Source organism: Bordetella sp. BOR01, assembly GCF_019218885.1.
Classification (GTDB): Bacteria; Pseudomonadota; Gammaproteobacteria; order Burkholderiales; family Burkholderiaceae_B; genus Bordetella_A.
The window spans coordinates 692,323-711,760 of the sequence record NZ_JAHUWT010000002.1; the positions used below are offsets into that span (position 1 = coordinate 692,323).

Sequence of the window (19,438 nt, forward strand, 5' to 3'; positions counted from 1 at the left end):
ACTACGCCATTATGCAAACGCTGCCCGACACGCCAATACTTCGTGAACAGCTGGCCACCATCATCGCCAGGACGTGCCGTTGCGAATCCGCATCCCTGCTGCAAGACCAGGAGTTCGCCGAGGTGATCACGCAGTTCGACTCGCTGGCCATCCTGGAGATCTTGCTGGAAATCGAGACCGAATTCGGCCTGACAACCGACGAAATGTTGCCTACCAACCATGAGATGGGTGCGCAAGAGGTCATGAGTGTGTTCCCCGGAAACCTGAGCGCCCTGATTGTTTATATGCACGAGGTGATGGCCCGCCGGGCCTTGCCGCTGAACCAAGATGCAGGAGCGGCCCAATGACGCGCAGGAAAGTGGTTATCACGGCTATCGGAATCGTTTCGCCGGTGGGCGGGGCAACGGCGCAGCAGACCTTCGACGCGATCAACGCCGGCGTTTGCGGCATAGGCAGGCATCCTGACTTTCGTATCGACAAGAGCGTGGGTTGCGTAAAGGAAGACATCGCCGAGGGCGTGCATCCCGGCCAGGTCCGGATGCTGGACCGCATGACGCTGATGGGCCAGCATGCGGCAAATCAGGCGCTGGAGCGGGCCGGCCTGGGGGCCGGGCAGCAGGCCGAGTGCGGCGTCTTCGTCGGTACTGGCATCGGTGGGGTCTCTACGCTGTGCGAAGCGGTCGAGGCATACCATGGCGTCGTGCCCAAGCGCCCCGTGCTGGTGGTTCCCGCCGTGATGCCCCAGGCGGCGGCCGCGCAGATCGCACAACAACTGGCCTCGACCGCCGAGGCGCAAACCTATGCCACGGCCTGTTCGGCCGGAGCTGTCGCGATCGGCGAGGCCTTCCGGCGTATTCGCGACGGCTACCTGGATGTCGCGATCGCGGGTGGGACGGAATCCATGTTCTCGCCCACGCTCATGGCAGCCTGGATGCAGTTGCACGTCTTGTGCGCCGAACCCGCCGACGGACGGGTGGGGCAGTGCCGCCCATTCAGCCACAGGCGAACGGGGTTTGCCCTGGCCGAAGGCGCCGCCATGCTCGTGCTGGAATCGGCCAGCCATGCGCGTGCCCGCAACGCGACGGTTATCGCGGAAATCTGCGGCTATGGGGTCAGCAACGATGGCACCCATCCGTTGCGACCCGATCCCAGGGGCCAGGCCCTGGCCATGTTCCGCTGCCTGGCCGATGGCGGGCTGGCTGCCCGGGATGTCGGGTACGTAAATGCCCATGCCACCGGCACGCTGGTGGGCGACCGTATCGAGACCGCCGCGATCAAGCAGGTGTTCGGCGCCCAGGCCGGCCACTTGCCGGTCAGCAGCATCAAAGGGGCCGTGGGGCACACGATCGGGGCGGCCGGCGCCATCGAGGCGGCCATTACCGCCATGGCGGTGCAGCAGGGAATTGCTCCGCCCACGTTGTTCTTCGAGCGCGGCGATCCGCAATGCGACCTGGACTATGTTCCCGAGGGGGCGCGGCACCTGCCCGAGCTGCGGCTGGCGCTGAGCAACTCGTTCGGCATGGGCGGCAATAACGCGGTGCTGGCCTTCCGCAGGGCGGCTTAGCGGGGAGTAGCTTGCCGGGGCGCGCTGCGCTAGTATGGGCGTCATCCTCGCGTTGACTTTCCTAGCCTAAGGAGCCCCCATGGCCAGTTTGACGATCAACGGCAAGCCGCAAGAGATAGATGCCCCCGATGACATGCCCCTGTTGTGGGTCATTCGGGACCGCCTGGGAATGACAGGAACCAAGTTCGGCTGTGGCATGGCCATGTGCGGTTCCTGTACGGTGCACCTGGACGGCGAGCCCATCCGTTCCTGTATTACGCCGCTTTCGGCGGTGGCCGGCAAGCAGATCACCACGATCGAGGCCGTGGGCGAAGACGACGTGGGCCGCGCCGTGCAGCAGGCATGGACCGACATCGGCGTGCCGCAATGCGGATACTGCCAATCGGGCCAGATCATGTCGGCCACGGCGCTCATCAAAAGCAATCCTGCCCCCACCGACGCGGACATCGATGCGGCCATGAGCGGCAATATCTGCCGCTGCGGCACCTATCCGCGCATACGTGCCGCCATCAAGCAAGTTGCCACTGCCCGGGGAGCCGCCAAATGAGCGAATTCTCACGGATGTTCTCCCAGGTTCCGCCCGCTTCTGCGCCCGGATCGATGGACGGGCCGCCGCTTTCGCCGGCTCGCCGCGACTGGCTGAAGGCGGCCGGCGCCCTGACCGGCCTGGTGCTTTCCGTAGGCGCCGGCGGTATCGTGCGCGCGGCCGAGGCGGCCGGCACAGAAAAGAAATACGGCGCAGACGGCATGCCGCATGGCACGGTGGACGATCCGCACGTGTTCGTGTCGATCGGCACGGACGGCATCGTGACCATCATCGCGCACCGCGCCGAAATGGGCACGGGCGTGCGCACCGGCCTGCCCATGGTGGTGGCCGACGAACTCGACGCCGACTGGAGCAAGGTACGCGTCATCCAGGCACCGGGCGACGAGCCCCGCTATGGCAACCAGGACACCGACGGGTCGCGCAGCACCCGTCATTTCTTCCAGCCCATGCGGCGCGTGGGCGCGGCCGCGCGCGGCATGCTCGAGGCGGCTGCCGCCAAGCAATGGGGCGTGCCGGCCGACGAGGTCGTGGCGCGCAATCACGAGGTCGTGCACGAGAAAACCGGGCGCAAGCTGGGTTTCGGCGAGCTGGCCGAGGCGGCGGCGGCGCTGCCGGTGCCGGCTGCCGACGCACTGCGGCTGAAGACGCCCGGGCAGTTCCGCTATATAGGCAAGCAGAGCACGCGCAGCGTCGATATCCAGGACATCGTCACGGGCAAGACGCATTTCGGTATCGATACGCGCCTGGACGATATGCTGTATGCATCGGTTGCCCGGCCGGCGGTACTGGGCGGCAAGGTCAGGCGCTATAACGCCGATGCCGCCATGAAGGTGCCGGGCGTGGTCAAGGTGGTCGAGATCCCGGCCGGCCCCACGCCACCGGTGTTCGCCCCGCTGGGCGGCGTGGCCGTGATTGCCAAGGATACCTGGGCCGCGCTCAAGGGCCGCCAGGCGCTCGAGATCGAATGGGACGACGGCCCCAACGCCAGCTACGATTCCGAAGCCTTTCACAAGACCTTGAGCGAAGGGGCGAACAAGCCTGCCAAGGCGGTGCGCAATGACGGCGACGCCATGCAGGCGCTGGCGGGGGCGGCCCAGCGTATCCAGGCCGAATACTATCTGCCGCATCTGGCGCACGCTTCCATGGAGCCGCCCGCGGCCACTGCGCGCGTGGCCGGCGGCAAGTGCGAAGTCTGGGCCTGCGTGCAGTCGCCCTACGGCACGCGCGAGAACGTGGCCAAGCACCTGGGCCTGGACATCGCGGCCGTTACCGTGCACCAGACTTTGCTGGGTGGCGCCTTTGGGCGCAAGTCGAAATCGGACTTCGCCGTCGAGGCCGCCTTGCTGTCGCGCGCCATGGACGGCAAGCCGGTCAAGGTGACCTGGTCGCGTGAAGACGACATTACCAACGATTATTTCCATACCGTGTCGGTCGAGCGCCTGGAAGCCGGTGTCGATGCCCAGGGCAAGGCCGTGGCGTGGCTGCACCGCACCGCGGCGCCCACCATCGGATCTACCTTTGTTGCCAACGCGCAGGGCCAGCAGCCCTTCGAGCTGGGCATGTCGGCGGTGAACATCCCGTTCGCCATCGCCAATTTCCGGGTCGAATCGGTGCCGGTGCCTGCCCATACGCGTATAGGCTGGTTCCGTTCCGTGTCGAACATCCCGCACGTCTTCGCGGTGCAGAGCTTCGTGGCCGAAATGGCGCATGCGCTCAAGCGGGATCCGCGCGATTACCTGCTGGAACTGATCGGGCCGCCGCGCAAGATCTCGCCGGCGGATATGTCCGATGACTGGAACTACGGCGAATCGCCCGTCGTCTATCCGCTGGATACGGCGCGCATGCGCCATGTCATCGAGGTCGCCACCCGCGAGGCGGGCTGGGGACGCCAGCTCGAGCCGGGCCGCGGGCTGGGCCTGGCGGTAAGCTACAGCTTCGTGACCTACATCGCCACGGTGGTGGAAGTCGAGGTCGCCAAGGACGGCGGCCTGGTGGTGCATCAGGTGCACGTGGCCGTGGACTGCGGGCCGCAGGTGCATCCCGACCGCGTGCGGGCCCAGACCGAGGGCGCCTGCATCATGGGGCTAAGCCTGGCCACGCGCAGCGAGATCTCGTTCTCGAAGGGGCGCACCAACCAGACCAACTTCCACCAGTATGAAGTCACCCGCATGTCCGAGGCGCCGCGCGATATCAAGGTACATCTGGTGGAGCACGGTTTCGACGTGCCGTTGGGCGGGGTGGGCGAACCGGCGGTGCCGCCCTTCGCGCCGGCACTGTGCAACGCGATTTTCGCCGCCACCGGCAAGCGCATTCGCAGCCTGCCCATCCGCGACCAGCTCAAGGCTTGAGGGCGCGAGACAAAGGCCTGGGCCGCCCGCCAGGGGGCCCAGGCCGCCGGTTTTCCAGGAAACGCTAGGCCCGCTGGGCTTGTTCCAGGAAGGTCTGCACCACGGCCGGGGCGTCCAGGCCGAATTCCGCCATCAGGTAGGGAGTGGTTGCGCCATAGGCAAAGGTGTCGCGTACGCCGACGCGCGCGAAGTTCACCGCCACTTTCTGCTCCATCAGCAACTCGGCCACCGCCGACCCCAGCCCTCCTATGATGGAATGGTTTTCGACGGTGACGACCGTGGGCACGTTGCGGGCCAGATCGGCGATATGCGGATTCAGGGGCTTCATCGAGGTCACTGCGACGACGCTGAGCTGCTTGCCGCGCCGGGCCAGTTCGTCGGCGGCGTCCAGCGCAACCGGGATACTCAGGCCGCTGGCCAGCAGCAGCCCGTCGCTGCCGGTGCGCAATGAGGCCAGCCCGTCCCTGGCTGCCGGATAGGGGTGGGCGGCGCTCGCGCCGCCGGCGCGCGCCAGGCGCAGATAGACGGGTCCGTCGTAGGCCAGTGCTTCTTGCACGGCCTCGCCGGCCTGGCCGGGCGCGGGTTCCAGCACCCGCATGCGCGGCAGGGCGCGCATCAGCGCGACATCGTCGATGGCTTGGTGGCTGGCGCCCAGCAGCGTATCCAGCCCAGGGATGAAGCCGACCACCTTGGCATTCAGGCCGGGATAGGCCAGTTGCATGGCCACTTGATCGTAGGCGCGCCGCGTGGCGAACACGCTGAAGGTGTGCACGAACGGGATATGGCCGCAGCGTGCCATGCCGCCGGCCATGCCGACCATATTGGCCTCGGCGATGCCGACCTGGTAGAAGCGGTCGGGTAGCGCGTCGCGGAACAGATCGGTTTCCGTGGGGCCGCTCAGGTCTGCGGTCAACGCGACGATGCGCGGATCTTTGCGGGCCGCGGCCAGCAATGCCTCGCCGTACAGGCGGCGCACGGCCGGCTGGCTGGAGCGGTCGGTGAAGTCATTGACGGCAAGATTGTCTTGCGGGCGATTCATCGCTGTGCCTCCAGGTCGAGTTCTTGCAGGGCGCGCTCGGCGGTGTCCAGGGGCAGCTTCAGGTTGTGGCCCAGGATGCCTTCCAGCGAGGGCGCACCCCGGCCCACTCGGGTGCGCGCGATGATGCAGTGGGGCTGGCCCGGCACGCTTCGCGCCTGTTCGAGCGCGGCCAGGACGGCGGCCATGTCGTTGCCGTCTATGTCTTGCGTGCGCCAGCGGAAGGCGCGCCATTTATCGGCCAGGGGCTCGTCCGGCTGCACCTGGTTGACGTGGCCTTCCACCTGCATGCCGTTGGCGTCGATGATCAGGCAAAGATTGTCCAGTTGCCAGTTGCCGGCGGCCAGGGCCGCTTCCCAGACTTGGCCTTCTTGCAGCTCGCCGTCGCCCAGCAGCACATAGACGCGGCTGTCCCGGCCGGCTCGCTTGAGCGCCGCTGCCATGCCCACGCCCACCGACAGCCCCTGGCCCAGTGAACCGCAGGTGGCCTCGATCATGGGGCCCAGGCGTTCAGAGGCGTTGATCTCGAGTTCGGAGCCATCTTCGCAGTAGGTGTCCAGCCGGCGTGCATCGAGAATGCCGCGTGCGGCCAGCGTGGCATAGAAGATCGCCGTATTGTGCGCCGTGGAAAGAATGAAGCGGTCGCGATCGGGCCAGGCCGGATCGTCGGGCCGCAGGTTCAGTTCGGAAAAGTACAGCGCGGTAAACAGGTCGGCAGCCCCCAGCCCTTGCTGCACGTAGCCCTGGCCGGTGCGCGCCACCATACGCACGACTTGCTTGCGCAGGGCGAGCGCGATGCGCGACAGTTCGGCGGTTTCGAGAGTGGCGCCAAAGACGGCCGCAAAGGTGGAAGCGGAGGTGATGGTGGACATGGTCGTTCCTTTCAATGCGCGGCCGCGGCGACTTGGGCGAAGGCATGGTCGGTGACCTGCAACGCGTTATCGATGTCTTGTGCCGTGTGCGCCAGGCTCAGGAACATGTTGTGGCGGTGATGCAGGTATACGCCCTGTTTCATGGCCTCGGCGGCGAAGCGCGCGCCTTGGGCGAAATCCGGGTCGTGCTCGAACAGCACCAGCGGCAGTTGCACGGGCCCGGTCTGGCTGATTTTCAGGTCGTGCTTGTCGGCCTGGCGTTGCAGACCATCGCGCAGGCGTTGGCCCATTTGCTCGAAGTGGCTGACCGCCTGGCTATTTTCCAGCACATCCAGCGTGGCCAGCGCCGCGGCCATGGCCACACCACCCATCCAGAATGAGCCGGTAATGTAGATTTGCTGGGCCGCGTTGCGGAAGGCGTCGTTGCCCGTGACGGCCGCCAGCGCATGCCCATTGGCGATGGCCTTGCTCCAGGCGCAGATATCGGGCCGCACGCCCAGCGCTTCCCAACTGCCCTGCAACGATAGCCTCAGGCCGGCGCGCACCTCGTCGATGACCAGTGCCGCGCCTTGCCGGTCGCACAGCAGGCGGACCTGGCGTGCGAAGGCGGGGTCGGGCATTTCCTGGGCGACGCCCAGGTCATGGCGGAACGGGGCTACCAGGATGGCGGCCAGGTCGTCGCCGGCGCTGCGGGCCGCGGCGGTCAGGCTGTCGATATCGTTGTAGGTGAAATAAACCAGGTGGGCGCGGTCTTCGGCGGTGACGCCGGCCAACGACGGCGTGCACCAGGGCACGGCGCCGTGATACGCGCCCTTGGCCAGCAGGATCTTGCGCTTGCCTGTACCGGCGCGCGCCACCATCAGCGCCGCCGTGGTGGCGTCGGTGCCGTTTTTCTGGAACATGGCCCAATCGGCGTGCGGCAGCATGCCGACCAGGCGTTCGGACAATTCCACCAGCCGGGCCGTGGGGCCGTTCATGCAATCGCCCAGGGCTGCCTGCCTGCGCGCGGCTTCGTCGATGACGGGGTGCTTGTGGCCGGCGATGACCGGGCCCCAGCTGCACATGAAATCCAGGTATTCGCGCCCGTCCACATCCCAGACGCGGCAGCCTTCGGCACGGGCGAAGAACTGCGGATAGCCGGCAGGCAGCCCCCGGGCGCTCAGGTGCCCGTACATGCCGCCGGGAATGACTTTGTTGGCGCGGGCCCGCAGGCGCGTGTCTTCGAGAACACTGTTACTGCGTGGGTCCAGATCTACTACCGGGTGGATGGCGGTCATCTTGGGTCCTGTCCGGGCATGCAGTGCTTGGAATGAATACGATACATGATATATGATGTTTTCAAGCGTCGTAAAGCGGGCGTGGCGAAAAGGCGTTCATCAAGGGGCTTATTGCTTCTGGCGCGTGCCGCGCCGCACTGACTTCGCCGAGGACTTTTTCACCGGTTCGGGTTCTTCGTGATCGATGGATTCAAGGTAGGCGATGAATTGTTGGCCGCCTTCGATCAGGTCTTGCTCTACCGCGGTGGACAAGGCCTTGGCATCGCGGGCCTTCAGCGCCGCGATGATGAGCAGGTGCTGGTGGTCGCCCCGGTAGGTGGGATGGCCATGCGGGTACAGGTAGTTCAGCAAGGGTCCCGCCTGGACCCACAGGCGCTCGAGGATATCCGTCAGTTGCGGCATGCCGGAACGGCGATACAGCGAGAAATGGAAATCGAAATTGGATTGCACTGCTTGGGGATAGTCGTGTTCTTTTTCGGCGCGAAACAGGGTGGCGTGGATGTGCTCGAGCTCGGCGATGAATGGATCGTCGATGTGCGGCAGCGCCTCGACCGCGGCCACGGGCTCCAGCATCAACCGCAGGCGGCGGATTTCCATGTATTCGGCCAGGGACAGGCGGCGGGTCAGGAAGTAGTAGCCCGCCTTCATTTCGATGGCGCCATCATTGGTCAGCAACAGGATGGCTTCGCGCACCGGCGTTTCGCTGACGCCCAGGTCGGCCGCCAGTTCGCCGATTTTCAGGCGCTGTCCGGGCTGGAAGCGGCCGGACATGAGCCGGTCGCGCAGTGTGCGGTAGATCTGGCCGGTAAGGCTGGCGCGAACAACAGAAAATTTCTGGGTTGCCATGTTTTATTGTGGATCGAAGGCTCGTGGCGAATGGCGTGGGCCTTGATTTTAGGAAAAAGCAGCCGTCTAGGTAGAACTACGGATATGGAGCCCCTGTTGGACAACATAATATATTATATATCGTGTCCAGCCAAAGGGCTGGCGCCGGGTAAAACGAGGAGCGCAGGATGTCATCGTCGCCTGAAGTTTTGCGAGACCGCTGGGGCATCCCGCATATCCGGGCCGGCAGCGTAGACGAACTGTTCTACGCCAACGGCTATGTGCATGCGCAAGACCGCCTGTGGCAGATGGACGCGGCGCGCCGCCGGGCCGTCGGCCGCTATGCCGAATGGATCGGGCCGCCCGGCGTGACGGCCGATGCGCTGGCCCGCCGGCTGGGCGTCGAGGCCGCCTCGCGCCGCGACTATGCGCAGCTTGCCCCGGAAACCCGGCGCATGCTGGACTGCTACACCAAGGGGGCGAATGCGGCCATGGCCGAACTGGCCCCGCCGGTCGAGTACCAGTTGCTGGACCAGCAGCCCGAACCCTGGGAACCCTGGCAATGCGTGGCGGTGATGCGCCAGCGCGGACTGCTGATGGGTTCCATCTGGTTCAAGCTCTGGCGTGCCGCGGCATTGCGCACCATCGGCCCGCAGGCGGTCAGCCTGCTGCGCTACGACGATGGAGGTACCGAGCGTTTCGTGGTGCCGCAGTCCGATGCCGATGCGCGTCGCTGGATCGCCGGGCTGGATGCCCTGACGCCGGCGATCGAAGGGCTGTTGGCGCTGGCGCCGCGCGACGCAACGATTGCCGGATCCAACAACTGGGCCGTGTCCGGCGCACGCACGGCCAGCGGCCGGCCGCTGGTGGCCGGCGACCCGCACCGCATCTTCGAAATCCCCGGCATGTACTCGCAACTGCACCTCAGTTGCGACGCTTTCGACGCACTGGGGTTTTCGGTGCCGGGCGTACCGGCCTTTCCGCATTTCTGCCATACCGAGCACGTGGCATGGTGCGTCACCCACGCGTTCGCCGACATCCACGACTTGTACCTGGAGCGGTTCGACCCGGCCGACCCGCGGCGCTACGAAACCGAGATCGGCTGGGCGCCAGCGCTGTGCGCCGATGAAGTCATAAGCGTGCGCGGCGCCGATGCCGTCAGCGTGCGCACGGTGCAGACCCGCCACGGCCCGCTGCTGGCCGACATTGCGCCCGAAGGCTACGGCGTGGCGCTGCGTTCGGTGCAGCTCGATCCGGTCGACCGTTCGCTGGATTGCCTGTTGCCCATGCTGCGCGCGCGCGACGTGCGCGAGTTCAACGAGGTGTGCCGTCCCTGGGGCGTCATCGACCACAGCGTGGTGTCGGCCGATACCGCGGGCCACATCAGCGTGAATGTGCGGGCCATCGTGCCCGAGCGCGATCGCAGCAATGGCTGGCTGCCCGTGCCCGGCTGGACCGGACGCCATGAATGGCGCGGCTTCATCCCCTGGGAACGCATGCCGCGCCTGGTGGATCCAGCCTCGGGCAAGCTGGTGACGGCCAACAACCGCATCGTGCCGGACGGCCAGGGCGATTACCTGTGCACCGATTGCCATCCTTCGACACGCGCCCGGCGCATCAGCGCATGCCTGGATCAGATCGGCCCCGCGCGCGTGGCCGACATGGAAGCGCTGCTGGGCGACACGCATAGCGCAAGAGCGGTTGAGATCGCGACACGCATCTGCCAGGTGCCGGTGCAAGGCGCCGCAGCCCGGCTGATCGGGCTGCTGCGCGCCTGGGATGGACGCATGACGGCAGATCAGCTGGCGCCGTCGGCATACATGCTGGTGCGCCAGGCCATGACGCGCGTGCTGGCGCGGCGCTCGGGATTGGATCGGGCCGCGGCTGACCTGTTTGCCACGATGGCCGCCCCGGGTGTGGTCCCGGTGAATCAGTTGTGGTGGGTCTTGCCCGAACTGCTGCGTCGCGAAGACACCAGCCTGCTGGACGGCGCCGACTGGAACCAGGTTATCGCCGAGGCTCTTGCCGCCGTGGCGGGCAGCGGCCCGATACAGCCATGGGGACGGTTGCACAGGCCGGTGTTCGCGCATCCCCTGGCAGAGGTATTCGCGTCGCAGGCGCAGGCGCTGGCGCCCAGTTCGGAAGAGCTGGGCGGCGACGGCGATTGCGTCAGCGCCCACGGGGCGTATCCAACCAGCGGGCCGGCCGCCACGTATGGGCCGGTGGCGCGCTATGTGTTCGACGTGGGCGACTGGGATGCCAGCCGCTGGGTAGTGTTCCATGGCGCGTCGGGCGTGCCCGGCGATGCCCACTATAGCGACCAGAATGCGTTGTGGGCGCGGTGCGAACTGGTTCCCGCTCCATTTTCGCGCGCGGCGGTGGACGCTTGCGTGGTTTCCAGGCAGACACTGGCGCCCGCCGGATTGGCGCCGTAGCGCTGCGTGCCGGTGCCTGTCGCGCCGGCATGCCGTTTTCAACCGGGTTGGCCGCGCCGCGTGGCGCGGCAAGGTACCCATGCATACAGGGGAACAAGATGATCGCGAATCGCAGATTGCAGCGCATCGGACGCGTTATGACACTGGGCGCAGCGCTGCTGGCCGCCACGATGGCGCCGGCCATCGCCGCCGACGACGCACCCAAGCAGGGGGGCACGTTGGTGTACGCCAGCCTGTCGGGCCCCGGCACTCTCGACCCGCAGGTCGCCGCCAGCATGGTGGACCTGGAAGTCATCCACCACTTGTACGAAGGCCTGGTTACGATCGACGGTACCTATAACACCAAGCCGCTGCTGGCGCGCGAGATCAAGGTCAGCGACGATCAGAAGACGTACACCTTCCTGCTACGCAAGGGCGTGAAGTTCCACAACGGCAAGGTCATGACCTCGGATGACGTGAAAGCGACATTCGAACGCTATGCGCGCGTCAGTCCCAACAAGTCGGTGCTGGAAGACGTGGAAAGCTACGAGGCCCCCGACCCGGACACCTTCGTGATCCGCCTGAAGAAGGTCAATTCGGCCTTCCTGGACGTGCTGAAGACGCCGGTGTACCCGTTCGTGATCCTGCCGGCCGAGCAGAAAGACAAGCCGGCACGCGGCATCGACGTCATCGGCACGGGCGTCTTCAAGCTGGGGCAATGGGTCAAGGACAGCCACCTGGTGCTGCAGCGCTTCGACGACTACGTGCCGGATGACCGCGCCGATGGTCCGGATGGCTTTGCCGGCAAGCGCACGGCCTATGTGGATGCCGTGCGGTTCAACTTCGTGCCCGAGGCGAATGCGCGCGTGGCCGCCCTGCAGACGGGCGAGGCGGTGTTCACCTCGACGATTCCGCCCGAGCTGGCAGCGCGGCTGAAAGGGCAGAAGCACTTGCAGGAAGTGACGGTGTATCCGTACTGCCAGCAGTATTTCATCTTGCATTCGCAACAGGCGCCGACCGACCAGCCGCTGGTGCGCCAGGCGATCCGCGAGGCCGTGCATGTGGACGACATCATGAAAGTGATCGGCGCCTCGCGCAAGAACCACTCGATGGTCTATCCGGATGGCGCCTACTACGGTGGCGAGGCCACCAACGGCCACTATGACCGCAATGACCCGAAGAAGGCGGGCGAGCTGCTGAAGCAGGCAGGCTACAACAACGAGCCCATCGTGCTGCAGACCAACAACAATTACGACTACATGCGCGATTCCATCCTGGTGCTGTCCGAGCAGTTGAAGGCTGCCGGGATGAATGTGAAGATCGACATGACAGACTGGACCACCAATGCGTCCAACCTGCAGACGGGCAAGGGCAACTGGAACGTCTCGACCACCAGCTTCTGCTCGAACCCCATCCTGGGGCCGCAGCAGTGGCAGGCCATGATCTACAACTTCCCGCACGTCAAAGACGACAAGGTGCTGGATGATGCCTACGATACGTTCTACAAGACGGCCGACCAGGAAGGCCGCAAGCAGGCCTGGCTGACCATCGAGCAACGCGTGCTGGACCAGGCCTACATGATCAAGGTGGCCGACCGGGGCAATGTGCAGGTCTTGAATACCCGGAAGGTGGGCGGCTTCGAGCCGTACTACATGAACCACTTCTGGAACGTCTGGCTCAAATAGGACGCGCCCCGCCCATGTTCCGTATTGTCTCCACCCGCATCGCGCAGGCGTTGCCGGTCATGTTGATCGTGGCCATCTTGACGTTCTTCCTGATGCACATGCTGCCAGGCGATCCGGCGGTCATCATTGCCGGCGACCAGGCGGGGCCGGAGGCCATCGAGGCCATCCGCAGCAGCCTGGGCCTGGACAAACCCCTGCTGGAGCAGCTCTGGACGTGGCTGAGGCACCTGGCCCAGGGCAACTTCGGCGAGTCGCTCATCTTGAACCAGCCCGTGCTGTCGGCCGTGCGCGAACGCCTGCCGGTGACCTTGTCGCTGGCGGCGGTGGCTTTCGCCATCACGCTGCCTATCGGCATCGGCCTGGGCATCGTGGCGGCGTACTGGCGCAATTCGTGGCTCGACTCGGCGGTGATGGGCTTTGCGCTGCTGGGGGTATCGGTGCCCAACTTCTGGATCGCCACGCTGTCGGTCATCCTTTTCAGCGTGAACCTGGGCTGGCTGCCTTCGGCCGGCTATGTGCCGCTGGAAGATGGGTTCGGCGCATGGCTGGCCGCGCTGATCCAGCCGGCCGTCGTACTGGCACTGTTCCAGATCGGGTTCCTGGCACGCATGACGCGCTCGGAAATGCTGGAGATCCTGGACCAGGACTACGTGCGCACCGCGCGCGCCAAGGGCGTGTCGGAATATCTGACCGTGGCCAAGCATGCCTTTCGCAACACGCTGGTCTCGGTAGTGACGGTGGGCGGCTACATCCTGAGCCTGCTGATCGGCGGCTCGGTGGTGGTAGAGCAGGTCTTTGCGCTGCCGGGCATCGGCCGCCTGCTGGTGCAGGCCATCATGGCGCGCGATTACCCGACCGTGCAGGGCACGATGCTGTTGCTGGGCTTTGCCTTCGTGCTGGTCAACGTGGTGATCGACCTGATCTACACCTTCCTGGATCCACGGGTGCGTTATGACTGATATTGCTATCGAACCGGCCGTGCAACAGGCGCCCGCGCCCTCGGCCGGCAAGCGGGTTCTCAAGCGGCTGTGGCGGCATCGTTCGTTTCGTATCGGGGCGGTGATCATACTGGCCATCGTGGCGGCCGCGCTGCTGGCGCCGTGGATCACCTCGGGCGACCCGATGGCCATGAAGGTGTCGAACCGCTTCCACCCGCCATCGCTGCAGTATCCCTTCGGTGCCGATATGTACGGGCGCGACGTGCTCACCCGCGTGCTGTACGGTGCCCGGCTATCGTTGTGGATCGGGCTGATGGTGTCGCTGCTGGCGGCCGTCGGCGGCTCGCTGATCGGCATGGTAGCCGGCTACTTCAGTTGGCTGGACTCGCTGCTGATGCGCATCATGGATGCGTTGCTGGCGTTCCCGGCCATATTGCTGGCCATCGGCATCAATGCCGTGCTGGGGCCGCAGATCCATAGCGTGATCATTGCGTTGGCCAGTGCCTACATCCCGCGCACCGCCCGCATCGTGCGTGCCGCCGTGCTGGTGATCCGGCGGCTGGACTACGTGGACGCGGCCCGCATCAGCGGCGCCAGCGCCCGGCGCATCATTGCGCGTCACATTTTTCCCAACACGCTGGCGCCGTTGCTGGTATCGCTGACGTTCATCTTTGCTTACGCGATCCTGGCCGAGGCCACGCTCAGCTTCCTGGGCATCGGTCCGCCGCCGCCCATGCCCAGTTGGGGCAACATCATTTCCGAAGGGCGCGACTATGCCGTGGAAGCCTGGTGGATCATGCTGTTCCCGGGCCTGGCCATCAGCCTGTCGGCGCTGGCCATCAATCTGTTGGGCGACGGGCTGCGCGATGTCCTGGACCCGCGCCTGAAAGTGGAGGGATCGTGATGAGCCATCCCTTGCTGGAAGTGGACAACCTGAGCGTGGATTTCCAGACCGACAGCGGCTGGACGCACGCCGTCAGCAATGTCAGCTTCGCGCTGGAGGCCAACCGGTCGCTGGGCATCGTGGGCGAGTCGGGCAGCGGCAAGAGTGTCTGCGCGCTGTCTATCCTGCGGCTGCACCACAAGCGCACTTCGCGCATGCCCGGGGCGTCGATCCGCTACGACGGCCAGGACCTGCTGGCCCTGCCCGAGCGTCAGCTGCGCCAGGTGCGCGGCCGCGATATCGCCATGATTTTCCAGGACCCGATGACGTCGCTGAACCCGGTGCTGACGGTCGCCGACCAGATCGGCGAGACCCTGCGCATCCACCAGGGTCTGAACAAGGCCGCCGCCCGTCGCCGCGCTATCGAGTTGCTGGACATGGTGCGCATTCCCGATGCGCCCCGGCGGGTGGACGAGTATCCGCATCGATTGTCGGGCGGGATGCGCCAGCGGGTCATGATCGCCATGGCCATCGCCTGCCGCCCGCGCCTGCTGATCGCCGACGAGCCCACCACCGCGCTGGACGTCACGATCCAGGCCCAGATCATGCAATTGCTGCGTGAGCTGCAGGCCGAGATCGGCATGTCGGTGATCCTGATTTCCCACGACCTGGGCCTGGTGGCCGAATTCGTCGAGCGCGTCATTGTCATGTATGCCGGCCACATCGTCGAAGAAGCCGATGCGGCGCCCTTGTTCGACCGTCCCCTGCATCCTTATACAGAAGGGCTGATGCGCGCCATTCCCGACCTGGAAAGCGATAGCGGCCGCCTGGTCGCCATTCCGGGCAGTATCCCAGCCTCTGGAAATTGGCCCCACGGCTGCCGTTTCAGTGCGCGCTGTGCGCTGGCGGAGCCGGCCTGTGCGGCGCATCCGATCGATATCGTCAATCTGCCCGGCGCGCGCAAATTGCGTTGCCAGCCGCGCGCCGCCGAGCTGGAAGCTACCGCATGAGCCAGACCCCGATCGTGCAAGTCAGCGGCTTGACCCGCGATTTCAAGCTGGGCCGGGGCGCCGGCCGGCGCGCCGTGCTGCGTGCGGTGGATCAAGTCAGCTTCGATATCCATCATGGCGAGACGATCGGCCTGGTCGGAGAGTCCGGTTCGGGAAAATCGACCATCGGGCGCATGATGGTGGGCTTGCTGGAACCCTCGGCGGGCGATATCCAGCTATTCGGCAAATCGATTACTGGACCGCAGCGACGCGGCAACCTGGGGGCGGTGCGCCAGCGGCTGCAGTTCGTGTTCCAGGACCCATACTCGTCGCTGAACCCCCGCATGCGGGTGGGCAATGCGGTGGCCGAGCCGCTGGACATTTCCCGCCCGCTCGCGCCCAAGGAACGTGCCGAGCGCATTGCCGAACTGTTCGAGATGGTGGGCCTGCCGCCCGCATTTGCGACGCGCTTTCCGCACGAGTTCTCGGGAGGCCAGCGCCAACGCATCGTCATTGCCCGGGCGCTGGCGCTGAACCCGGATTTCGTGGTGTGCGACGAGGCCGTGGCGTCTCTGGATGTATCCATGCAGGCGCAGATCGTGAATCTGTTGATGGACTTGCAGCAACGGCTGGGCCTGAGCTATCTGTTCATTGCGCACGACCTGGCCGTGGTCAAGGCCATTTCTCATCGCGTGGCGGTGCTTTATGCGGGCGAGGTGGTGGAAATCGGCCACAAGGCCAGGCTATATGCCGCGCCGCGGCACCCCTATACCCAGGCCCTGCTGAAAGCCGTGCCGCGTCCGGTGGTGGGCCGCGTGCGGCCGCCGCCCATCAAGGGCGAGCTGCTCAGTGTCTTGAACAAGCCGGCCGGGTGCAGCCTGAGCCCGCGTTGTCCGCACGCGGCGCCACGCTGCCAGCAAGAAAAGCCCCTGCTGCGCGAGGTCGAGCCAGGCTGGCAGGTTGCCTGCCATTTTCACGAAACCCTGGCCGCCGCGCCGCGGCCCTGATATTGCCGAGATAGGAACCCGATTCATGTCCGCTGCTTCCCACATCGCTCGCCCCGAGTTCGGCCCCTTGAACCAGCGCCCGCGCCCGAGCGGCATCATGCACCCCGACCAGGGGTGGCATTTGTCGCATTGGTACGAGGCGCCGCGCGAAGACCCGGCCCAGCCCGAGGTGTACGTCTACACGGACGCAATGTCGTACCTGGCCGGCGACGAGGTGGCGTTCCATGCGTCCAGCACCGCCGGCCAGTGGACACTGGAGGTATGGCGCGATGGATTGCAGCCCGAATGCGTGCACAACTGTGCCGGCATCGCCGGGGAATTCACGCCCATGCCCAAGGCGGCCTACCGCGATGGCTGCGGTTGGCCGGTCGCGCAGCGCTGGCGCCTGCCGGCGGATGCCGCCAGCGGGTTCTACCGCGTGGCGGCCTATTGCGACCGGCCCGACGGCTCGCGCTTCCTGCAGCACCATTTCTTCGTGGTGCGACCGCATGCGCAGGCCCAACCCCAGCCCGGCCGGTTCCTGTTCCTGCTGTCCACGTCGACCTGGATGGCCTACAACGACTGGGGCGGCGCCAACGCCTACGACGGGATCGACGGGCCGCAAGGCGACCAGTTCTCGCCGGTGCTGAGCAATCAGCGGCCCTGGACGCGCGGCCTGGTCTGGCTGCCGCCCGGCGCGCCGCGGCTGTGCGACCCGGTGCCGCGCGAGCCGTGGGAAGCGCCGCGCTATCCCACCAAGGAATGGGCCTATACCAATGGCTTTGCGCAGTTCTATGCGTCGTCGGGCTGGGCGCATTTCGAACGCCATTTCGCGGTATGGGCCGAGCGCGAGGGCTATGCCTTCGATACCATTACGCAGACCGACCTGCATTACCGGCCTGAACTGTTGCGCGGCTACGATGCCGTGGTCATCGCCGGCCACGACGAGTATTGGACGCGGCAGATGCGCGAGACGATCGACCAGTTCGTCGAGCAGGGCGGCAAGGTGGCGCGTTTCGGTGGGAACTTCATGTGGCAGATCCGCCTGGAAGACGAAGGCCGGCGGCAAGTCTGCTACAAGGCGCGCGCCAAGGATGAAGACCCGGTGGCCGGCGGCCCCGACCACGCCACCCTGACGGGCGCCTGGGAAGAGCAGGCCGTCAACTGGCCCGGGGCGACGACGTTCGGCGTGAACGGCATGCGGGGCGTGTACTCGTCATGGGGAGGCTTTGCGCCGCGCGCCAGCCGGGGCTTTACGGTTTACCGTCCGCGCCATTGGGCGTTTACCGGCTTGGACATGCACTATGGGGATGTCCTGGGCGCCCAGGCGGGCGTGTTCGCCTACGAGGTCGACGGCCTGGAATACACCTTCCGCCATGGGCTGCCATACCCCACGCATGAAGACGGCGCGCCGGAAAGCGCCGAGATCCTTGCCATGTCGCCCGCGCTGTACGGCGAGGAAATGCACGATGGCGAGGGATTTCGGTACTACCTGAAAGATGGCGGGCTGGCGCGCAAAGCCGAGGCCCTGAGCGGAGACGCCAGCCCGGAATCGATTGCCCGCCACCAATATGGCTCGGGCATGATCGTTTCCATGACACGGGGCAAGGGTGAGGTCTTTACCGCCGGCAGCTGCGAATGGGTCATGGGATTGACGCGCAACTGCTATTACACCCAAGGCGTGACGCGAAACGTGCTGAACCGGTTTCTGGGGCGCGGCTAGATCCGCCGGGCGTACTGGCCGGTCAACGCGGAGCCCGGAACGCGAACGGCAGCCTGGCGTGGACCGCGTACGCCAGCTTGCCTTCAAACTGCGCGGCCTGGGCCGCAGCCAGGGCGGCGGCATCCAGGCTGGCGCTGCCCGAGCTCTGCGTCACGGCGGCCTGGACTTCGCCGCCCGTGGTCAGGGTCAGCGTGACCTGCACCGTGCCCTGGGCATCCTGCGCATCTTTCGGGTAGGCGGGGATCGGCACTTCCAACAGGACGTTGCCGTTGTGGCTGGTGGCGGCCACCGGGCCCGTGATCAGGTAGATGCGCTTGTCGTGGGCGGCGGTGGTCACCTGCCGCAACTGGTTCGCCGGGTCGGGTGCCGCCTGCGGGCTGGCCTGGCTGGAAGGTGCGGGCGATGAGGCCGGCGGGCTCAGCCATTGCGACAAGCCATGGGCGAGTATGCCGACGAACAGCCAGATATACCACTTGGGCCAGCGCACCTCGATGCTGCGCAGCTTGCGGATCCCGCGCACCAGCAGCGGGAGCGACTGCAGTGCCTGCGTGTACTGCCGTGCCAGCGCGGCGGGTACATGCAGGCTCCACCACAGAGGCATGTGCCGCGATGCGTGATGGATGGCCGGTTCGGCCTGGCTGGCCTGCAGCCAACTGGGTGAAGGATGGCGCCGCATGCGCTCGATGGCGCGTTCGTAACGCAGGCGCTGCTTGCGCGGTTGTTGTTCCCACAGTTCGCGTTCTTCGGTATAGCGTTGCAGCCATTGGGCCGCATGCGGCGCGCGCGGCCGATACGCGGCCTGGTCCCAGTGGAAATGATGCTGGGCCAGGGAATACAGCGCATACTGGCCGTCGGGCTGTCCGGCGATGCCCTCCAGCAGCCGGTCGCCCAGGTCGGCCATGCTGTCCAGCGATTCCAGCGCAGGGTCGGCGCGCAGGCGTTTCCAGGTGGCGGGCAGATCCTGCGGCTGGGCATGCATGAGCTCATCGACCCATGTGTCGACGACGCGCCGGCGCTCGCGCGCGCTGCGCAAGGCGGCATCCTGCGGCACCTGGTGCAGGGGTTGCCGTGGCTCGGGCGGGACGTGGCCGGGAAATGCGGCATCGTCGGCAAGGGGCACCGCGGCATCGTCGGCAAAGGGTGCCGGGACTGCGGCGTCGGGCAGGTCGTCCGCGGTATCTGCCTGCGCCGCCCAGTTGATGGCGGTTTCGTAGGCACTGCGCAGTTCCTCGAACTCGCCAGCCTGAGTGTGCTGGTCCAGTGTCTTCAGCCGCTGCGCGTAGGCGCGCCGGATGGCCTTGGTGTCGCGGGTTGGTGCAATGCCGAGCACGGAGAAGATCGCTTGCATGGA

At 66.2% G+C, this 19,438-nt stretch carries 16 protein-coding genes; 11 read left to right on the plus strand and 5 right to left on the minus strand.

The window, feature by feature from the left end; genetic code table 11:
* Positions 1 to 11 precede the first annotated feature (11 nt).
* The 4 genes from KW845_RS11060 to KW845_RS11075 all read left to right on the plus strand — a co-directional run bounded on the left by KW845_RS11060 (position 12) and on the right by KW845_RS11075 (position 4,459).
* Positions 12 to 347: an acyl carrier protein gene (locus KW845_RS11060; protein WP_218369267.1), complete on the plus strand. Its 336-nt coding sequence runs from the start codon at positions 12 to 14 to the stop codon at positions 345 to 347.
* The gene (locus KW845_RS11065) at positions 344 to 1,564 is read left to right on the plus strand and encodes a beta-ketoacyl synthase (RefSeq protein WP_218369268.1); all 1,221 of its coding nucleotides are present in this window, start codon (positions 344 to 346) and stop codon (positions 1,562 to 1,564) included. Before KW845_RS11060 ends, KW845_RS11065 begins: the two co-directional genes overlap by 4 nt.
* Before the next feature lie 79 nt (positions 1,565 to 1,643).
* Positions 1,644 to 2,111 (plus strand): (2Fe-2S)-binding protein, encoded by a 468-nt coding sequence (locus KW845_RS11070; protein WP_218369269.1) that lies wholly within the window; start codon positions 1,644 to 1,646, stop codon positions 2,109 to 2,111.
* Entirely contained in the window at positions 2,108 to 4,459 is a 2,352-nt protein-coding gene (locus tag KW845_RS11075) for a molybdopterin cofactor-binding domain-containing protein (protein WP_218369270.1), read from the plus strand. The genes KW845_RS11070 and KW845_RS11075 overlap by 4 nt, the downstream gene beginning before the upstream one ends.
* 64 nt (positions 4,460 to 4,523) lie before the next feature.
* On the opposite strand, the gene KW845_RS11080 is transcribed toward KW845_RS11075, so the two are convergent.
* The 4 genes from KW845_RS11080 to KW845_RS11095 form a co-directional block, all read right to left on the minus strand.
* The gene (locus KW845_RS11080) at positions 4,524 to 5,498 is read right to left on the minus strand and encodes a transketolase family protein (RefSeq protein WP_218369271.1); all 975 of its coding nucleotides are present in this window, start codon (positions 5,496 to 5,498) and stop codon (positions 4,524 to 4,526) included.
* The gene (locus KW845_RS11085) at positions 5,495 to 6,367 is read right to left on the minus strand and encodes a transketolase (RefSeq protein WP_218369272.1); all 873 of its coding nucleotides are present in this window, start codon (positions 6,365 to 6,367) and stop codon (positions 5,495 to 5,497) included. Before KW845_RS11085 ends, KW845_RS11080 begins: the two co-directional genes overlap by 4 nt.
* 11 nt (positions 6,368 to 6,378) lie before the next feature.
* Positions 6,379 to 7,644: an aminotransferase class III-fold pyridoxal phosphate-dependent enzyme gene (locus tag KW845_RS11090; protein WP_218369273.1), complete on the minus strand. Its 1,266-nt coding sequence runs from the start codon at positions 7,642 to 7,644 to the stop codon at positions 6,379 to 6,381.
* Between the two features lie 108 nt (positions 7,645 to 7,752).
* Positions 7,753 to 8,490, minus strand: a complete 738-nt coding sequence (locus KW845_RS11095) for a GntR family transcriptional regulator (RefSeq protein ID WP_218369274.1) — start codon at positions 8,488 to 8,490, stop codon at positions 7,753 to 7,755.
* A gap of 167 nt (positions 8,491 to 8,657) precedes the next feature.
* On the opposite strand from KW845_RS11095, the gene KW845_RS11100 reads away from it, so the two are divergent.
* The 7 genes from KW845_RS11100 to KW845_RS11130 all read left to right on the plus strand — a co-directional run bounded on the left by KW845_RS11100 (position 8,658) and on the right by KW845_RS11130 (position 18,087).
* Complete coding sequence (locus KW845_RS11100; RefSeq protein ID WP_218369275.1) at positions 8,658 to 10,904, plus strand: penicillin acylase family protein; 2,247 nt, start codon at positions 8,658 to 8,660, stop codon at positions 10,902 to 10,904.
* Between the two features lie 98 nt (positions 10,905 to 11,002).
* On the plus strand, positions 11,003 to 12,568 hold the full coding sequence (locus KW845_RS11105; RefSeq protein WP_218369276.1) for an ABC transporter substrate-binding protein: 1,566 nt from the start codon (positions 11,003 to 11,005) through the stop codon (positions 12,566 to 12,568).
* Between the two features lie 14 nt (positions 12,569 to 12,582).
* A complete protein-coding gene (locus KW845_RS11110; protein ID WP_218369277.1) occupies positions 12,583 to 13,527 on the plus strand; it encodes an ABC transporter permease in 945 nt (314 codons plus the stop codon).
* Positions 13,520 to 14,410: an ABC transporter permease gene (locus tag KW845_RS11115; RefSeq protein WP_218369278.1), complete on the plus strand. Its 891-nt coding sequence runs from the start codon at positions 13,520 to 13,522 to the stop codon at positions 14,408 to 14,410. Before KW845_RS11110 ends, KW845_RS11115 begins: the two co-directional genes overlap by 8 nt.
* Complete coding sequence (locus KW845_RS11120; RefSeq protein ID WP_218369279.1) at positions 14,410 to 15,399, plus strand: ABC transporter ATP-binding protein; 990 nt, start codon at positions 14,410 to 14,412, stop codon at positions 15,397 to 15,399. Before KW845_RS11115 ends, KW845_RS11120 begins: the two co-directional genes overlap by 1 nt.
* On the plus strand, positions 15,396 to 16,385 hold the full coding sequence (locus KW845_RS11125) for an ABC transporter ATP-binding protein (protein WP_218369280.1): 990 nt from the start codon (positions 15,396 to 15,398) through the stop codon (positions 16,383 to 16,385). Before KW845_RS11120 ends, KW845_RS11125 begins: the two co-directional genes overlap by 4 nt.
* A gap of 25 nt (positions 16,386 to 16,410) precedes the next feature.
* On the plus strand, positions 16,411 to 18,087 hold the full coding sequence (locus tag KW845_RS11130; protein WP_218369281.1) for a GldG family protein: 1,677 nt from the start codon (positions 16,411 to 16,413) through the stop codon (positions 18,085 to 18,087).
* A gap of 22 nt (positions 18,088 to 18,109) precedes the next feature.
* Here the strand turns inward: KW845_RS11130 and KW845_RS11135 are convergent, their stop codons facing one another.
* Complete coding sequence (locus KW845_RS11135) at positions 18,110 to 19,435, minus strand: TonB family protein (RefSeq protein ID WP_218369282.1); 1,326 nt, start codon at positions 19,433 to 19,435, stop codon at positions 18,110 to 18,112.
* Between the last annotated feature and the right edge of the window lie 3 nt (positions 19,436 to 19,438).